Origin of the sequence: Dyella sp. GSA-30 (assembly GCF_027924605.1) — a bacterium.
GTDB lineage: Bacteria > Pseudomonadota > Gammaproteobacteria > Xanthomonadales > Rhodanobacteraceae > GSA-30.
Map to the genome: position 1 here is coordinate 4,894,551 of NZ_AP027042.1, position 16,861 is coordinate 4,911,411.

The window sequence follows — 16,861 nt, forward strand, 5'->3', positions numbered from 1 at the left end:
GTTCTCTCCAGAAAGCGGATAGGCGAGCGCTTTGCAGCGCATTAAGCCTTCTTAGCTTCCTTCAGGGTGATCTTCTCGCCGGAATAACGCACGCCCTTGCCCTTGTAGGGTTCCGGCGGACGATAACCACGGATCTTGGCAGCGACTTCGCCCACCAGCTGCTTGTCCGAACCCTTGATCAGGATTTCGGTCTGCGACGGGGTTTCGAGGCTGATGCCTTCCGGCGCCTTGAACACCACCGGGTGCGAAAAGCCCAGGCTGAGGTTCAGGTCCTTGCCGGCCATGGCAGCGCGGTAACCGACGCCGACCAGCTCGAGCTTGCGCTCGTAACCGTCGGACACGCCCTTGACCATGTTGGCCAACAGCGCACGCGCCGTACCGCCAAACTTGTCCTCGGCGCCTTCGGCAACCTGGATATTGACCGTGCCGTTATCGACGGCAACCGTGACGCCCGGCAGATGATGCGTGGACAGGGTGCCCTTGGGACCCTTCACCGAGATGCTGTTCTCGGCGACGTTCAGTTCCACGCCCTTCGGCAGCGAAATCGGCTTTTTGGCAACTCGAGACATCGGAAACTCCTTAAGCGACCATGCCGATGACTTCGCCGCCCAAGCCCTTGGCGCGAGCTTGCGCGTCGGTCAGCAGGCCTGCCGAAGTCGAGATAATGGAAATGCCCAGGCCGCCCAGGATCTTCGGCAATTCAGTCTTGCCGCGATACACGCGAAGGCCGGAACGGCTGATGCGCTCGATGCGCTCGATGGCCGGACGGCCTTCGAAATACTTCAGCTTGAGCTCGAGCACCGGCTTGCCCTCCTGAGTGGAGGTCTTGGCGTCGAGGATATAGCCCTCATTCTTCAGAAGGTTGGCCAGGGCCACCTTCATCTTTGACGACGGCATGCTTACGGCCTGCTTGCCCGTGAGCTGGGCATTGCGGATGCGCGTAAACAGATCGGCGATGGGATCAGTCATGCTCATGAAAACATCCTTCAGAGTGCACCGATATCCGATAAAACCGGAAATCAATATTCGATTGTGAGCCGTAGAGACGGCGTTCTGCGTAACACAGACCGTCGACTATAGCAGCTTTTCCAGCTTTTGCGAATAGCGGGGCAAAAGTCGCGTCAACGGGGGCATGTCACCATGCCCCCGCCGGTTAGGCGGGCCCGAAGGCCCTGCCCTCTTTGGTCTTACCAGCTGGCCTTACGCAGGCCAGGAACGTCGCCACGCATGGTGGCTTCGCGAAGCTTGTTACGGCCGAGGCCGAACTTCTGGTACACAGCGCGCGGGCGGCCGGTCAGCGCACAGCGCGTACGCTGGCGGCTCGGGCTCGCATCACGCGGCAGTTTCTGCAGCTTGGTCTGAGCGTCCATCTTCTCCTCGTAGGAGGACTTGGGGCTCAGCACGATCGCCTTCAGTTCGGCGCGCTTGGCGGCGTACTTCTTGACGAGCTTGGTCCGCTTGAGGTCGCGGTTCACCATGGAGGTCTTGGCCATATTCTCGCGACTCTCTTAGTTGCGGAACGGGAAGCTGAAAGCTTCCAGCAGCGCTTTGGCTTCTTCGTCGGTCTTGGCGGTGGTGGTGATGGAAATATCCATACCGCGCATCGCGTCGACAGCGTCGAAATCGATTTCCGGGAAGATGATCTGTTCCTTGATACCGAAGTTGTAGTTACCACGGCCATCGAAGGCGCGACCCGACACGCCGCGGAAGTCGCGGGTACGGGGCAGCGAGATGTTGATCAGGCGATCCAGGAATTCCCACATCTGGGCGCGACGCAAGGTGACCTTGCAGCCGATCGGCCAGCCATCGCGGATCTTGAACGAGGCAACGGACACGCGCGCCTTGGTCTGGATCGGCTTCTGGCCGGAGATCTTGGCCATGTCGGCCACGGCGTTCTCGAGCACTTTCTTGTTGCCCGCAGCTTCGCCCACGCCCATGTTCAGCGTGATCTTGGTGATGCGGGGAACCTGCATCACGTTCTGGTAACCAAAACGCTCGGTGAGCTTCTGGATGACCTGGTCTTTATAAAAAGTTTCAAGGCGCGTCATGACTTGTGTTCCTTACGCGTCCACGACCTCGCCAGACGAACGGAACACGCGGACTTTGCGCTCATCTTCGAGCACCTTGAAGCCGACGCGTTCACCCTTGTTCGTGGCGGGGTTGAACAGCTGCACATTAGAGATATGGATCGAAGCTTCACGCTCGACGATGCCGCCGGCCTGGTTGGCTTGCGGATTCGGCTTGGTGTGGCGCTTGACCAGGTTCACGTTGGAGACGAACACGCGATCGCCGTCAACGCGCAGCACGTCGCCGCGCTGGCCCTTGTTTTTGCCGGTGATCACGATGACCTGATCACCCTTGCGGATACGGTTCATGGGTCTTCTCCGCTCAGAGCACTTCGGGTGCGAGCGAGACGATCTTCATGAACTTCTCGCTGCGCAGCTCACGAGTCACCGGCCCAAAGATACGGGTGCCGATCGGCTCGAGCTTGTTGTTGAGGAGCACCGCTGCATTGCCGTCGAAACGGATCAGCGAGCCATCGGGACGGCGCACACCCTTGGCGGTACGAACCACCACGGCGTTGTACACCTCGCCCTTCTTTACCTTACCGCGCGGGATCGCATCCTTCACGGTGACCTTGATGACATCGCCGATGCCCGCGTAGCGACGCTTGGAGCCGCCGAGCACCTTGATGCACATCAGTTCTTTCGCGCCGCTGTTATCTGCTGCGGAAAGCGTGCTTTGCATCTGAATCATGTCTGCACCCTCCCTTAGACGCTGGCGCGCGTGACGATTTCGACCACGCGGTGATGCTTGGTCTTGGACAGCGGGCGGCACTCCGCGATACGCACCACGTCGCCTTCGTTCGCACCCAGCTCATCTTGCGCATGCAGCTTGGTCGAACGACGGACGATCTTGCCGAGCAGCGGATGCTGCACCTGGCGCTCGATCAGGACGGTAACCGTCTTGTCCATCTTGTTACTGACGACACGACCCTCGAGGGTACGTGCCTGCTTTTGGTTGTCGCTCATATCCGCCGTCCTTACTTCTTAGCGCCGAGCACGAACTTCGTGCGGGCGATGTCGCGCCGAACTCGGCGCAGCTGGTGCGGCTGATTGAGCTGGCCGGTGCCCTTTTGCATGCGCAGGTTGAACTGCTCCTTGCGCAGGTCCAGCAGGTGCTGCTTCAGCTCGTCGGCCGATTTCGTGTTCAAGTCTTTCATGGCCATCACATCACCGCCCGCGATACGAACTGGGTCTGCACCGACAGCTTGGCGGCGGCCAGGCGGAATGCCTCGCGTGCCGTTGCCTCGTCGACGCCCTCGATTTCATAGAGCATGCGGCCGGGCTGGATCGGAGCGACCCAGAATTCCACGCCGCCCTTACCGGCGCCCATTCGGACCTCGATCGGCTTCTTGGTGATCGGCTTGTCCGGGAACACGCGGATCCACAATTTGCCGCCGCGCTTCACGAAACGGGTGATGCAACGACGTGCCGCTTCGATCTGGCGCGCGGTCAGCGCGCCGTGAGTGGTGGCCTTGAGGCCGTACTCACCGAAGCTCACGAGGTTGGAGCTGAAAGCCAGGCCGTCGTTACGGCCCTTGAACTGCTTACGGTATTTGGTTCGCTTGGGTTGCAACATGGCAACTCTCCTTACTTCGCTGCACGGTCGCGACGGCCTTCGCCATCACGACGCGATTCACGATCACGACGGCCCTCGCCACCTTCGCGGCGCGGCTGCTGCGACTGCTCTTCCTTCGACTCCTGGCCGATCTGGGAAAGGTCGAAGATTTCGCCCTTGTAGACCCACACCTTGATGCCAATGATGCCGTAGGTGGTCTTCGCTTCCGCGAAGCCGTAGTCGATGTCCGCACGCAGCGTATGAAGCGGCACGCGGCCCTCGCGGCTCCACTCGGAGCGAGCGATTTCGGCGCCGTTCAAACGACCGGACACGTTGATCTTGATACCGAGGGCGCCCAGGCGCATCGCGTTGCCGACCGAGCGCTTCATGGCGCGGCGGAACATGATGCGACGCTCGAGCTGCTGCGCGATCGACTCGGCGACCAGCTGAGCGTCGAGCTCCGGCTTGCGCACCTCGTTGACGTTGATGTGCGCCGGAACGCCCATCAGCTGGCTGACTTCCTTACGCAGCTTCTCGATATCCTCGCCCTTCTTGCCGATCACCACGCCCGGACGGGCGGTGTGGATCGTCACGCGTGCGGTCTTGGCCGGACGCTCGATCTGGATCTTCGAGATGCCGGCGGCTGCCAGCTTCTTGCGCAGCATCTCGCGGACCTTAAGGTCGGCAGCGAGGTACTTGGCGTAATCGCCCTTATTGGCGTACCACTTCGAGTTCCAGTCCTTGGCGATACCGAGGCGGATACCGATTGGATTAACTTTGTGACCCATCGTCTATATCCCTCAGTTACCAACGACCACAGTGATGTGGCTGGTGCGCTTCAAGATGCGCGAACCGCGGCCTTTGGCGCGGGCATACATACGCTTCATCGCCGGACCTTCGTCCACGAAGATGCTCGAGACCTTCAGCTCGTCCACATCAGCGCCGAGGTTGTTCTCGGCGTTGGCGACGGCCGACAGCAGCACCTTGCGAACGAGGTGTGCGGCCTTCTTGTTGGTGAACTGGAGCACGTCGCTGGCACGGCCCACGGGCAAACCGCGGACCAGGTCAGCTACCAGGCGTGCCTTCTGCGCTGAGATGCGAGCGCTGCGCAGGATCGCTTTGGCTTCGGTGCTCATCACTTGCCCTTCTTATCGCCGCCATGGCCCTTGAAAGTGCGGGTCACCGCGAACTCGCCGAGCTTATGCCCGACCATGTTCTCGTTGACGAGCACCGGCACGTGCTGGCGACCGTTGTGGATGGCGATGGTCAATCCCACCATTTCCGGCAGGATCATGGAGCGGCGCGACCAGGTCTTGATCGGACGCTTGTTGTTAGTGGAAACCGCAGCTTCCACCTTCTTCACGAGGTGAAGGTCGACGAACGGACCTTTCTTCAATGAACGCGGCATGACGGTTTCCTATTACTTGCGACGACGCACGATGAACTGCTGTGTGCGCTTGTTGTTACGGGTCTTGTAGCCCTTGGCCGGCGTGCCCCACGGGCTGACCGGATGACGGCCGCCGGAGGTCTTGCCTTCACCACCGCCATGCGGATGGTCGACCGGGTTCATGACTACACCGCGGACGGTCGGGCGAATACCCTGCCAGCGCTTCTTACCGGCCTTGCCCAGCTTCTTCAGGCTGTGCTCGCCGTTGCCGACTTCGCCGATGGTGGCGCGGCAGTCGACCGGCACGCGGCGCATTTCGCCGGAGCGCAGACGCAGCGTGGCATAACCGGATTCACGAGCGACCAGCTGAACCGAGGCACCAGCGGAGCGTGCGATCTGCGCACCCTTGCCCGGCTTCATCTCGATGCAGTGGATCGTGCTACCGACCGGGATATTGCGCAGCGGCAGGCTGTTGCCGGCCTTGATCGGCGCATCGGTACCCGACACCAGGCGGTCGCCCACCTGCACGCCCTTGGGCGCGATGATGTAGCGGCGCTCGCCATCGGCGTAGCACAGCAGCGCGATGTGCGCAGTGCGGTTCGGATCGTACTCGATACGCTCGACCTTGGCGGCAATGCTTTCCTTGTCGCGCTTGAAGTCGATGATGCGGTAGGCCTGCTTGTGACCGCCGCCGCGATGACGAATGGTGATGCGACCATAGTGGTTACGGCCACCCGTCTTGGACTGCGATTCGGTCAACGGCGCGTACGGCGCGCCCTTGTGCAGGCCCGGGGTGTGCACACTTACCGAGTCGCGACGACCGGGAGAAGTGGGCTTGTGGTTAATTAATGCCATCTCACAAAACTCCTGGCTCAGGCCTTGGCGGACACGTCGATGGTGTGACCATCGGCGAGACGCACATAGGCCTTGCGCTTGCCCTGACGGTTGCCGGCGCGGAAACGGAAGGACTTGACCTTGCCCTTGGCGTTGACGAGGTTCACCTGCTCGACCTTGACGTCGAACATGGCTTCCACCGCTGCGCGGACATCAGCCTTCGTTGCCTCGGGGGCCACCACGAAAACGTATTGATTGCTCTCGGCCAGACGAGCAGCCTTTTCGGAGATGTGCGGCGCGCGCAGCGTGTTGAGAATGCGTTCGTTGCTCATGCCAGCCACTCCTCGACCTTCTTCACCGCCTCGACCGTCATGACGATGTGATCGGAACCGACCAGGCTAACCGGGTTCAGCGCCAACACGTCGACGACATGGAGGTAGGGGATGTTACGGGCGGCCAGGTAGAGCGCTTCGTTGGCATCTTCCGACACCAGCAACACGCGACCGGACACCTCGAGCTCAGCCATCTTGGCGATCATCGTCTTGGTCTTGGGAGCGTCGATGCCGAAGCTTTCGACGACCTTCAAACGACCCTGACGATTCAGCTCCGCGAGAATGGAGCGGATCGCGACGCGATAGGCCTTGCGGTTGACTTTCTGTTCGAAGCTGCGCGGCTTGGCGGCAAAGGTGACACCACCGCCGATAAAGATCGGAGCGCGATAGTCGCCGTGACGAGCGCCGCCGCCCTTCTGCTTCTTGAACTTCTTGGTGGTACCCGACATCTCACCGCGCGACAGCTGCGCCTTGGTACCGGCGCGACCGCCGGCCTGGTAAGCGACGACTACCTGATGGATCAGGGCCTTCTTGAGCTCTGCGCCGAACACTTCGTCCGACACGCTGAGCGGCTTGGCACCAATGACATTCAATTCCATGGTGTCTCTCCTCAACCCTTGGTCGTCGGACGGATGACGACGTCGCCGCCGGTAGCACCCGGCACGGCGCCCTTCACCGCGATCAAATGACGCTCGGCGTCCACCTTGACCACTTCCAGGCCCTGCTGCGTGCGATTGACCGCACCCATGTGACCGGCCATCTTCTTGCCCGGGAACACGCGGCCTGGGGTCTGACGCTGACCGATAGAACCCGGCGCGCGATGCGACAGCGAGTTACCGTGGGTGGCGTCACCCATGCTGAAGTTGTGGCGCTTGATGGCACCCTGGAAGCCCTTGCCCTTCGACACGCCGGCGACGTCAACGATCTGACCCACCTGGAACACGTCGTCGGCCTTGATCTCGGCGCCCACGCTGTACTTGCCGAGATCGTCGGCAGACACGCGGAACTCCCACAGACCACGACCTGGCTCAACCTTCGCCTTGGCGTAGTGACCCTTCAGCGGCGCGGTCAGCAGATTGGCGCGCTTGGCACCCACTGCAACCTGCACGGCGCTGTAACCATCGTTATCTTCCGTCTTCAGCTGCGTAACGCGATTCGGGGTGGCTTCAATCAGCGTCACCGGAATCGAGCGTCCATCTTCAGTGAAGAGTCGGCTCATGCCGCACTTGCGGCCAACTAGTCCGATACTCATGTTCGTATCCTGTCTATCGCTCAACCGAGCTTGATCTGAACGTCTACGCCAGCGGCGAGATCAAGCTTCATGAGCGCGTCCACGGTCTTGTCGTTGGGGTCAACGATATCGAGCACTCGCTTGTGCGTACGGGTTTCGTACTGGTCGCGAGCATCTTTGTCGACGTGCGGCGACACCAGAATGGTGTAGCGCTCGATCTTGGTCGGAAGCGGGATCGGGCCGAGAACCGTAGCGCCAGTGCGCTTGGCCGTCTCGACGATCTCGCTGGCCGAACGGTCGATCAGACGATGATCGAACGCTTTGAGCCGAATGCGAATCTTTTGGTTCGCCATAAACCGTGTCCTGTTATCAAAAGAACGTTATGTGATCCGAGGTGGCTTCTCACCGCCTCGCACAACCCAGTACTGCATTTACTGCAAAGAGCCCCCTGTAAAACCACATCAGGAAGACCCCAAAACGCCGGGCAGGCCGTTAACCGGCCTGCCCAGACGGGAAACATTCGCGAAAACACACAGATCGTCAGAGACTTAGCTCGAGACCGGGTATCCCCGCAACAATCCATGTAAGCGAACTCGAAGCGCCATCCTTGGGCCTCATTTCGCGGTGTGCCGGGTAGCTTTGAAGGCTATCTGGCTAGGTAACTTTGCAACTATAGCGTAACTTTTCGGGCGCCGCAAGCAGTCGCTAAGGAAAGATGCCCTACACGCCAATCGGGGATCGTCGCCCTACCCTTTGAAAAAAGAAGCCGCCCACTAGGGCGGCCTCTCCATAGCCTGAGCTACGAAACTTACTTGACGATCTTGGCAACCACGCCGGCGCCGACGGTGCGGCCGCCTTCGCGGATCGCGAAACGCAGGCCTTCACTCATCGCGATCGGGTGGATCAGGCTCACCGTGATCTTCACGTTGTCGCCCGGCATCACCATCTCCGTGCCTTCCGGCAACTTGATCGCACCGGTCACGTCCGTCGTACGGAAGTAGAACTGCGGGCGGTAGTTGCTGAAGAACGGGGTATGGCGACCGCCTTCGTCCTTCGACAGCACGTAGATCTCGGCCTCGAAGTCCGTGTGCGGGGTGATCGAACCCGGCTTGGCCAACACCTGGCCACGCTCGACGTCGTCACGCTTCAGACCACGCAACAGCAGACCGGCGTTGTCGCCTGCCTGGCCCTGGTCCAGCAGCTTGCGGAACATTTCGATACCGGTCACCGTGGTCTTCTGGGTCGGACGAATACCGACCACTTCCACTTCGTCACCGACCTTGATGATGCCCGTCTCGATACGACCGGTCACCACCGTGCCGCGACCCGAGATCGAGAACACGTCTTCCACCGGCATCACGAACGACTTGTCCAGCGCACGCACCGGCTCCGGAATGTAGCTGTCCAGTGCGTCCACCAGCTTGATGATCGCCGGCACGCCCATGTCCGACTGGTCACCTTCCAGCGCCTTACGCGCCGAACCGGTCACGATCGGGGTGTCGTCGCCCGGGAACTCGTACTTCGACAGCAGCTCGCGCACTTCCATCTCGACCAGCTCGAGCAGCTCGGCGTCGTCCACCAGGTCCGCCTTGTTCAGGAAGACCACGATGTACGGCACGCCCACCTGGCGCGACAGCAGAATGTGCTCGCGCGTCTGCGGCATCGGGCCGTCCGCGGCCGAGCACACCAGGATCGCGCCGTCCATCTGCGCCGCACCCGTGATCATGTTCTTCACATAGTCAGCGTGGCCGGGGCAATCGACGTGGGCGTAGTGGCGGATCGGCGATTCGTATTCGACGTGTGCGGTCGAAATCGTGATGCCGCGCGCCTTCTCTTCCGGCGCCGCGTCAATCGCGTCATATGCCTTGAATTCACCACCGAAACGCTCTGCACCGACCTTCGTCAGCGCTGCCGTCAGCGTCGTCTTGCCGTGGTCGACGTGGCCAATCGTGCCTACGTTAACGTGCGGCTTGCTGCGCTCGAATTTACCCTTTGCCATGACTCAAAACCTCTAAAAAAGAACTGTTATAAGGGGAAAAGAAAAGCCCTATCAGGCCTTCTTCATGACCTGCTCGGCGATATTGTTCGGGGCCGGCTCGTAATGGTCGAATTCCATCGTGAACGTGGCACGACCCTGGGTTTGCGAGCGCAGCGAGGTGGCGTAACCGAACATTTCACCCAGCGGGATCATCGCATTGATGGTCTTGCCCGACGGCGTATCGTCCGAACCCTGCAGCACACCGCGACGACGACTGACGTCGCCCATCACGTCACCGAGATAGTCCTCAGGTGTCACGATTTCAACCTTCATGATCGGCTCGAGCAGGATCGGCCGCGAATGCTTCGCGCCCTCACCCTTGAACGTTTCACGGAACGCGCCATGGGCAGCGATCTTGAACGCCATTTCCGACGAATCGACGTCGTGGTACGAACCGAACACGAGTTTGGCCTTCACGCCCACCACCGGGAAGCCGGCCAGATGGCCGCTGGTGATGGATTCGCGCAGACCCTTTTCGACCGACGGGATGTATTCCTTCGGAATCACACCGCCCGTAATGTCATTGACGAACAGGAAGTCGTCCTTGGTGTTCGGATCCTTGCGCTCCTCGTCGGTCATCGGTGCAAACTCGATGACGACATGGCCGTACTGACCCTTACCACCGGACTGCTTGGCGTGCTTGAAGTCCGCCTTGTAGCTCCCCTGCAGCGTCTCGCGGTAAGCCACCTGCGGCTTGCCCACGTTGGCCTCGACGTTGAACTCGCGCTTCATGCGGTCCACCAGGATGTCCAGGTGAAGCTCGCCCATGCCCGAGATGATCGTCTGGCCGGATTCTTCGTCCGTGCGAACGCGGAACGACGGATCTTCCGCGGCCAGACGGCCGAGGGCGATACCCATCTTTTCCTGGTCCGACTTGGTCTTCGGCTCGACCGCCATCGAGATCACCGGCTCCGGAAACGTCATGCGCTCCAGAGTGATGACGTGATCCTGCGCGCACAGCGTGTCACCGGTCGTCACGTCCTTCAGACCCACTGCCGCGGCGATATCGCCCGCACAGACGGCCTTGAGCTCGTGACGCTCGTTCGCGTGCATCTGCAGGATGCGACCGATACGCTCCTTCTTCGACTTCACCGGGTTGTAGACGGCATCGCCCGAATTGAGCATGCCCGAGTACACGCGGAAGAAAGTCAGCGAACCGACGAACGGATCGGTCATGATCTTGAACGCCAGCGCCGAGAACGGCGCCTTGTCGTCCGCGACGCGACTGTCTTCCTTGTCGTTCTCGTCGATACCCTTGACCGGCGGACGATCGGCTGGCGACGGCAGCAACTGGATCACTGCGTCGAGCATGGCCTGCACGCCCTTGTTCTTGAAGGCCGTACCGCAGAACACTGGAATCAGCGTGTTTGCCAGTGTACCGGCGCGAAGACCTGCAAGAATTTCGTCCTCGGAGAGGTCGCCCTCTTCCAGGTACTTGTTCATCAGTTCTTCGGACGTTTCGGCCGCCGACTCCACCATGAAGCTACGCGCCTCGACGGCATCGTCCTTCAGGTTGGCCGGGATGTCCTGGTATTCGAACTTCATGCCCTGGGACTCCATGTCCCAGATGATCGCCTTCATCTTGATGAGGTCGATCACACCTTCGAAGTTGTCTTCGGCACCGATCGGCACCTGCATCGGCACCGGATTGGCACCCAGGCGCGACTTCAGCTGCTCGACCACCTTGGTGAAGTTAGCACCGGTGCGGTCCATCTTGTTGACGAACGCCAGGCGCGGCACGCCATACTTGTTCGCCTGACGCCACACCGTTTCCGACTGCGGCTGCACACCACCGACGGCGCAAAGCACAAACACCGCACCGTCCAGCACACGCAGCGACCGCTCCACCTCGATGGTGAAGTCGACGTGCCCTGGGGTGTCGATGATGTTGAAGCGATGCTCGGGCAAGGAACGATCCATACCCTTCCAGAACGCCGTCGTTGCCGCCGACGTAATGGTGATGCCGCGCTCCTGCTCCTGCTCCATCCAGTCCATCGTCGCCGCACCGTCATGCACCTCGCCAATCTTGTGACTGACGCCGGTGTAGAACAGGATGCGCTCCGTGGTCGTAGTCTTACCTGCATCGATGTGAGCCATGATGCCGAAGTTACGATAGCGCTCGATGGGAGTGGTGCGTGCCACGGTCCTAAACCTCTACTTTGTTACTTACCAACGGTAATGCGAGAACGCCTTGTTGGCTTCGGCCATGCGATGCGTTTCTTCACGCTTCTTGATGGCACCACCACGGTTTTCCGAGGCTTCCAGCAGTTCGGCAGCAAGCTTACGCGGCATCGAGGTCTCGCCACGCTTACGGGCGGCATCGATGACCCAACGCATGGCCAGAGCCATACGACGGCCCGGACGCACTTCGACGGGCACCTGGTAGGTGGCACCACCGACGCGGCGGGACTTGACCTCGACGGCCGGAGCGACGTTGCCCAGGGCCTTCTCGACCAGGGAAACCGGCTCGGCGTTCTTTTCGCCCAGATGGGTCAGCGCGCCGTAGACGATGCTTTCGGCGACCGACTTCTTGCCGCTCTTCATCACCATGTTGATGAAGCGAGCGATCAGCTGGCTGCCGTGCTTGGGATCGGGCAGAACCAGACGGGCGGGATGTGAACCTTTACGCGACATGTTGGGTGTCCTTTGCTCTTAGCTCTTCGGGCGCTTGGCGCCGTACTTGGAGCGGGCCTGGCGACGCTTGGCGACGCCGGCGCAGTCGAGACTGCCGCGCACCGTGTGATAACGCACACCCGGGAGATCCTTGACGCGACCGCCGCGGATCAGGACCACCGAGTGCTCCTGCAGGTTGTGACCTTCACCACCGATGTAGCTGATGACTTCGTAGCCGTTGGTCAGGCGCACTTTGGCAACCTTACGCAGCGCCGAGTTCGGCTTCTTGGGGGTGGTCGTATAGACGCGCGTGCAGACACCGCGACGCTGCGGGCTGTTCTGCAGGGCCGGAGAATCGCTCTTGTAGCTCTTCGGGCTGCGGGATTTGCGCACCAACTGGTTAATGGTTGCCATGCGAAACTTTTCCTGGGAAACATAAAGGCAGACCGAATCAGCTCGGCCTGCCAAGAAGCGGGAATTTAACATGCGTGGCTTGCACCAGGCAAGCTAACGCCCTGCCATCCCTGACTCGAACACGAGGTGCTTCCTTGCACCTCATTTCGTTTGTTTTAAGCCCTATATCGGGGCTTATTCAACATCACTACCGGCAGCTGCTTCCGCAAAGGAAGCCGAAGCGGAGGAACCGGAGAGAGTCTCCAGCTCCAAGGCGGTCAAACCGCCGCCCTGGCGACGACGCTGTGCGTGATACGCCAGACCCGTACCTGCTGGTATTAGCCGGCCGACAGTAACATTTTCTTTCAGGCCACGCAAGGTATCGCGCGTGCCACGAACCGCCGCCTCGGTAAGAACGCGGGTGGTTTCCTGGAACGAGGCCGCCGAGATGAACGACTCGGTGGCCAGCGAGGCCTTGGTGATACCCAGCAGCACCGACTGGAACTCGGCCGGACGCTCGCCACGAGCGACCGCACGGTCGTTCTCGGCGTTGATCCGTACGCGCTCCACCTGCTCGCCACGCAGGTAATGGCTTTCGCCCGGCTCGGAGATCTCGACCTTGCGCAGCATCTGGCGAATGATCGCTTCGATGTGCTTGTCGTTGATCTTCACGCCCTGGAGGCGGTAGACGTCCTGGATTTCCTTGACCAGGTAGGCAGCCAACGGCTCGACACCCAGCAGACGCAGGATGTCATGCGGATTGGGCTCGCCGTCCACGACCGTTTCGCCCTTCTCCACGTGCTCGCCTTCGAACACGATGACCTGACGCCACTTGGGAATCAGCTCCTCGTGCTCGTTGCCGTCCACGTCCTTGATGATCAGGCGCTGCTTGCCCTTGGTGTCCTTGCCAAAGCTGATCACACCCGAACGCTCGGCCAGGATCGCCGGCTCCTTCGGCTTGCGCGCCTCGAACAAATCGGCCACGCGCGGCAGACCACCGGTGATGTCGCGGGTCTTGGAGGTTTCCTGCGGGATACGGGCAACCACGTCACCCGGACCCACTTCGGCGCCGTTCTGGATCGACACGATCGCACCGGCCGGCAGGAAGTACTGTGCCGGCACGTCGGTACCCGGCAGCTTGAGCTCACGGCCCTTGCTGTCTTCCAGGCGGACGATCGGGCGCAGATCCTTGGCCTGCGTACCGCGGCGCTTCGGATCGGTCACCACCGCCGACTCCAGGCCGGTCAGTTCGTCGGTCTGGCTCTGCACCGTGATGCCATCGATGAAATCGATGAAGCGCACGGTACCAGCCACTTCCGAGACGATCGGATGGGTATGCGGATCCCAGTTGGCGACGGTCTGGCCAGCCTTGACCGGCGCACCATCCTTGACCGTGATGGTGGCACCGTAGGGCACCTTGTAGCGCTCGCGCTCGCGGCCGTTGGTGTCGATGATCGACACTTCGCCCGAACGCGACACCGCCACCAGATGGCCCTGGCCGTGCTGTACGGTCTTCAGGTTGTTGAACTTCAGCGTGCCGGTGGTCTTCACCGTCACGTTATCAACTGCAGCCGCACGCGACGCCGCACCACCGATGTGGAACGTACGCATGGTCAGCTGGGTACCCGGCTCACCGATCGACTGCGCGGCGACCACACCCACGGCCTCGCCCATGTTGACCAGGTGGCCACGGGCCAGATCGCGGCCATAGCACAGCGCGCAAACGCCATGCGAGGACTGACAGGTAATCGGCGAACGGACCTTGATGGTCTGCACGCTGGCCTTGTCGAGCTTCTCGACCAGCGATTCGTCCAGCACGGTGTTGCGGGTAACGATCGGCTGATCGTCATCGCCCGGGGCGTAGACGTCTTCGCAGACCACGCGACCGAGCACGCGCTCGCGCAACGGCTCGACCACATCGCCGCCTTCGACGATCGGCTGCATGATCAGGCCGTCTTCGGTACCGCAGTCGTCAAGCGTGATGACCACGTCCTGCGCCACGTCGACGAGACGACGGGTCAGGTAACCGGAGTTGGCGGTCTTCAACGCGGTATCGGCCAGGCCCTTACGAGCACCGTGGGTCGAGTTGAAGTACTGCAGCACGTTCAGGCCTTCGCGGAAGTTGGCCTTGATCGGGGTCTCGATGATCGAGCCGTCCGGGCGAGCCATCAAACCACGCATACCGGCCAGCTGACGAATCTGCGCGACCGAACCACGGGCGCCGGAGTCGGCCATGATGTACAGCGAGTTCATCGACTTCTGGTTGACCGTCTTGCCTTCGGCATTGGTGACCTTCTCGGTACCGATGCCGTCGATCATCGCCTTGGCGACCAGTTCGTTGGTGCGCGACCAGATGTCGACCACCTTGTTGTAGCGCTCGCCGGCGGTGACCAGACCCGACTGATACTGCTCCTGGATCTCGACCACTTCCTTCTCGGCCTCTTCCAGGATCGGCTTCTTCTCGTCGGGGATGATCATGTCATCGATGCCGATCGAGATGCCCGCACGCGTCGCGAAGCGGAAACCGGTGTACATCAGCTTGTCGGCGAACACGACCGTGTCCTTCAGGCCAAGCAGACGGTAGCTGGAGTTGATCAGGCGCGAGATGGCCTTCTTGGTCAGCTCGGTGTTGGCCAGCACGAACGGCAGGCCGTCCGGCAGGATCTCGGCCAGCAGCGCGCGACCGACGGTGGTCTCGACCAGCGACACTGCCGTGGTACGAACACCCTCTTCGTCGATATGCGTCTGCTTCAGGCGCACGCGGATCTTGGCGTGCAACTCGACGGCGCGGTTGTCGTACGCACGACGCACTTCGCTGATGCCCGAGAACACCATGCCGGTGCCCTTGGCGTTCACCAGTTCGCGGGTCATGTAGTACAGGCCCAGCACCACGTCCTGGGTCGGCACGATGATCGGCTCACCGTTGGCCGGCGACAGGATGTTGTTCGACGACATCATCAGGGCGCGAGCTTCGAGCTGCGCCTCGATCGACAGCGGCACGTGCACGGCCATCTGGTCACCGTCGAAGTCGGCGTTGAACGCCGTACAGACCAACGGATGCAGCTGGATTGCCTTGCCTTCGATCAGCACCGGCTCGAACGCCTGGATACCCAGACGATGCAGGGTCGGCGCGCGGTTCAGCAGCACCGGATGCTCGCGGATGACGTCTTCCAGGATGTCCCACACCTGGCCTTCCTCGCGCTCGACGAGCTTCTTGGCGGCCTTGATGGTGGTGGCTTCACCGCGAGCCTGCAGCTTGGCGAAGATGAAGGGCTTGAACAGCTCCAGCGCCATCTTCTTGGGCAGGCCGCACTGGTGCAGGCGCAGGGTCGGACCGACCACGATCACCGAACGACCGGAGTAGTCCACGCGCTTGCCGAGCAGGTTCTGGCGGAAGCGGCCCTGCTTGCCCTTGATCATGTCGGCCAGCGACTTCAGCGCGCGCTTGTTCGTGCCGGTGATGGCACGACCGCGACGGCCGTTGTCGAGCAACGCGTCGACCGATTCCTGCAGCATGCGCTTTTCGTTGCGCACGATGATGTCCGGCGCGCTCAGCTCAAGCAGGCGCTTCAGACGGTTGTTGCGGTTGATCACGCGGCGGTACAGGTCGTTCAGATCCGACGTCGCGAAGCGGCCGCCATCGAGCGGCACCAGCGGACGCAGATCCGGCGGCAGCACCGGCAGCACGGTCAGCACCATCCATTCCGGACGGTTGCCCGATTCCAGGAACGCCTCGATCAGCTTGACGCGCTTGGTGAGGCGCTTGAGCTTGGTCTCGGAGTTGGTGGAGCCGATTTCTTCCTTCAGGCGCACGACTTCGCCCGGCAGGTCGAGCGACTTCAGCAGCTCGTACACCGCCTCGGCGCCCATGCGCGCGTCGAACTCGTCGCCGTGTTCTTCGACGGCTTCGAGGTACTGGTCTTCGCTGAGCAGCTGGCCGCGCTCAAGCGAGGTCATGCCCGGATCGATCACCACGAAGGCTTCGAAGTACAGGATGCGCTCGATGTCACGCAGGGTCATGTCCAGCATCAGGCCGATGCGCGACGGCAGCGACTTGAGGAACCAGATATGCGCGGTCGGGCTGGCCAGCTCGATGTGACCCATGCGCTCGCGACGGACCTTGGCCAGGGTGACCTCGGTGCCGCACTTTTCGCAGACCACGCCGCGGTGCTTCATGCGCTTGTACTTGCCGCACAGGCACTCGTAGTCCTTCACCGGGCCAAAGATGGCGGCGCAGAACAGGCCGTCACGCTCCGGCTTGAAGGTGCGGTAGTTGATCGTTTCCGGCTTCTTTACTTCGCCGTAGGACCAGGAACGGATCAGTTCCGGCGACGCCAGCGCGATCTTGATCGAGTCAAAATCGGGCGTAGCGCGCTGCTGGTTGAATAGATTGAGCAAATCTTTCATTGCAT

Annotated in this window: 22 protein-coding genes; all 22 read right to left on the reverse strand. The window is 61.4% G+C overall.

Annotation, left to right across the window (positions count from 1 at the left end; translation table 11 throughout):
* Positions 1 to 41 precede the first annotated feature (41 nt).
* Positions 42 to 569: a 50S ribosomal protein L6 gene (gene rplF, locus QMG46_RS21005; protein WP_281849846.1), complete on the reverse strand. Its 528-nt coding sequence runs from the start codon at positions 567 to 569 to the stop codon at positions 42 to 44.
* A 10-nt stretch (positions 570 to 579) separates the two neighbouring features.
* Positions 580 to 975 (reverse strand): 30S ribosomal protein S8, encoded by a 396-nt coding sequence (gene rpsH, locus QMG46_RS21010; protein WP_281849847.1) that lies wholly within the window; start codon positions 973 to 975, stop codon positions 580 to 582.
* A gap of 212 nt (positions 976 to 1,187) precedes the next feature.
* A complete protein-coding gene (gene rpsN / locus QMG46_RS21015; RefSeq protein ID WP_281849848.1) occupies positions 1,188 to 1,493 on the reverse strand; it encodes a 30S ribosomal protein S14 in 306 nt (101 codons plus the stop codon).
* Positions 1,494 to 1,508: 15 nt separating this feature from the next.
* Positions 1,509 to 2,048, reverse strand: coding sequence for a 50S ribosomal protein L5 (rplE, locus tag QMG46_RS21020; RefSeq protein WP_281849849.1), 540 nt, complete (start codon positions 2,046 to 2,048; stop codon positions 1,509 to 1,511).
* 12 nt (positions 2,049 to 2,060) lie between these two features.
* Positions 2,061 to 2,375: a 50S ribosomal protein L24 gene (gene rplX, locus QMG46_RS21025; RefSeq protein WP_281849851.1), complete on the reverse strand. Its 315-nt coding sequence runs from the start codon at positions 2,373 to 2,375 to the stop codon at positions 2,061 to 2,063.
* Positions 2,376 to 2,388: 13 nt separating this feature from the next.
* On the reverse strand, positions 2,389 to 2,757 hold the full coding sequence (gene rplN / locus QMG46_RS21030; RefSeq protein ID WP_114845475.1) for a 50S ribosomal protein L14: 369 nt from the start codon (positions 2,755 to 2,757) through the stop codon (positions 2,389 to 2,391).
* Between the two features lie 14 nt (positions 2,758 to 2,771).
* On the reverse strand, positions 2,772 to 3,032 hold the full coding sequence (rpsQ, locus tag QMG46_RS21035) for a 30S ribosomal protein S17 (protein WP_281849852.1): 261 nt from the start codon (positions 3,030 to 3,032) through the stop codon (positions 2,772 to 2,774).
* Between the two features lie 11 nt (positions 3,033 to 3,043).
* A complete protein-coding gene (gene rpmC / locus QMG46_RS21040) occupies positions 3,044 to 3,229 on the reverse strand; it encodes a 50S ribosomal protein L29 (protein ID WP_281849853.1) in 186 nt (61 codons plus the stop codon).
* A complete protein-coding gene (gene rplP, locus QMG46_RS21045) occupies positions 3,229 to 3,642 on the reverse strand; it encodes a 50S ribosomal protein L16 (protein WP_266169348.1) in 414 nt (137 codons plus the stop codon). Before rplP ends, rpmC begins: the two co-directional genes overlap by 1 nt.
* An 11-nt stretch (positions 3,643 to 3,653) precedes the next feature.
* The gene (gene rpsC / locus QMG46_RS21050) at positions 3,654 to 4,409 is read right to left on the reverse strand and encodes a 30S ribosomal protein S3 (RefSeq protein ID WP_281849854.1); all 756 of its coding nucleotides are present in this window, start codon (positions 4,407 to 4,409) and stop codon (positions 3,654 to 3,656) included.
* 12 nt (positions 4,410 to 4,421) lie between these two features.
* Complete coding sequence (rplV, locus tag QMG46_RS21055; protein ID WP_281849855.1) at positions 4,422 to 4,757, reverse strand: 50S ribosomal protein L22; 336 nt, start codon at positions 4,755 to 4,757, stop codon at positions 4,422 to 4,424.
* On the reverse strand, positions 4,757 to 5,029 hold the full coding sequence (gene rpsS, locus QMG46_RS21060) for a 30S ribosomal protein S19 (protein WP_026635835.1): 273 nt from the start codon (positions 5,027 to 5,029) through the stop codon (positions 4,757 to 4,759). The genes rplV and rpsS overlap by 1 nt, the downstream gene beginning before the upstream one ends.
* Before the next feature lie 12 nt (positions 5,030 to 5,041).
* Entirely contained in the window at positions 5,042 to 5,863 is an 822-nt protein-coding gene (gene rplB, locus QMG46_RS21065) for a 50S ribosomal protein L2 (protein ID WP_281849856.1), read from the reverse strand.
* 17 nt (positions 5,864 to 5,880) lie between these two features.
* Positions 5,881 to 6,174, reverse strand: a complete 294-nt coding sequence (gene rplW / locus QMG46_RS21070; protein WP_281849857.1) for a 50S ribosomal protein L23 — start codon at positions 6,172 to 6,174, stop codon at positions 5,881 to 5,883.
* Positions 6,171 to 6,773 (reverse strand): 50S ribosomal protein L4, encoded by a 603-nt coding sequence (rplD, locus tag QMG46_RS21075; protein WP_281849858.1) that lies wholly within the window; start codon positions 6,771 to 6,773, stop codon positions 6,171 to 6,173. The genes rplW and rplD overlap by 4 nt, the downstream gene beginning before the upstream one ends.
* An 11-nt stretch (positions 6,774 to 6,784) precedes the next feature.
* Positions 6,785 to 7,426, reverse strand: a complete 642-nt coding sequence (gene rplC / locus QMG46_RS21080) for a 50S ribosomal protein L3 (RefSeq protein ID WP_281849859.1) — start codon at positions 7,424 to 7,426, stop codon at positions 6,785 to 6,787.
* Positions 7,427 to 7,446: 20 nt separating this feature from the next.
* A complete protein-coding gene (rpsJ, locus tag QMG46_RS21085) occupies positions 7,447 to 7,758 on the reverse strand; it encodes a 30S ribosomal protein S10 (RefSeq protein ID WP_014402136.1) in 312 nt (103 codons plus the stop codon).
* 455 nt (positions 7,759 to 8,213) lie between these two features.
* Positions 8,214 to 9,404, reverse strand: a complete 1,191-nt coding sequence (gene tuf / locus QMG46_RS21090; protein WP_281849861.1) for an elongation factor Tu — start codon at positions 9,402 to 9,404, stop codon at positions 8,214 to 8,216.
* 51 nt (positions 9,405 to 9,455) lie between these two features.
* On the reverse strand, positions 9,456 to 11,585 hold the full coding sequence (gene fusA / locus QMG46_RS21095) for an elongation factor G (RefSeq protein WP_281849862.1): 2,130 nt from the start codon (positions 11,583 to 11,585) through the stop codon (positions 9,456 to 9,458).
* Positions 11,586 to 11,609: 24 nt separating this feature from the next.
* Positions 11,610 to 12,077: a 30S ribosomal protein S7 gene (gene rpsG, locus QMG46_RS21100; RefSeq protein ID WP_281849863.1), complete on the reverse strand. Its 468-nt coding sequence runs from the start codon at positions 12,075 to 12,077 to the stop codon at positions 11,610 to 11,612.
* Positions 12,078 to 12,095: 18 nt separating this feature from the next.
* On the reverse strand, positions 12,096 to 12,470 hold the full coding sequence (gene rpsL / locus QMG46_RS21105; protein ID WP_281849864.1) for a 30S ribosomal protein S12: 375 nt from the start codon (positions 12,468 to 12,470) through the stop codon (positions 12,096 to 12,098).
* A gap of 174 nt (positions 12,471 to 12,644) precedes the next feature.
* On the reverse strand, positions 12,645 to 16,856 hold the full coding sequence (gene rpoC, locus QMG46_RS21110) for a DNA-directed RNA polymerase subunit beta' (protein WP_281849865.1): 4,212 nt from the start codon (positions 16,854 to 16,856) through the stop codon (positions 12,645 to 12,647).
* Between the last annotated feature and the right edge of the window lie 5 nt (positions 16,857 to 16,861).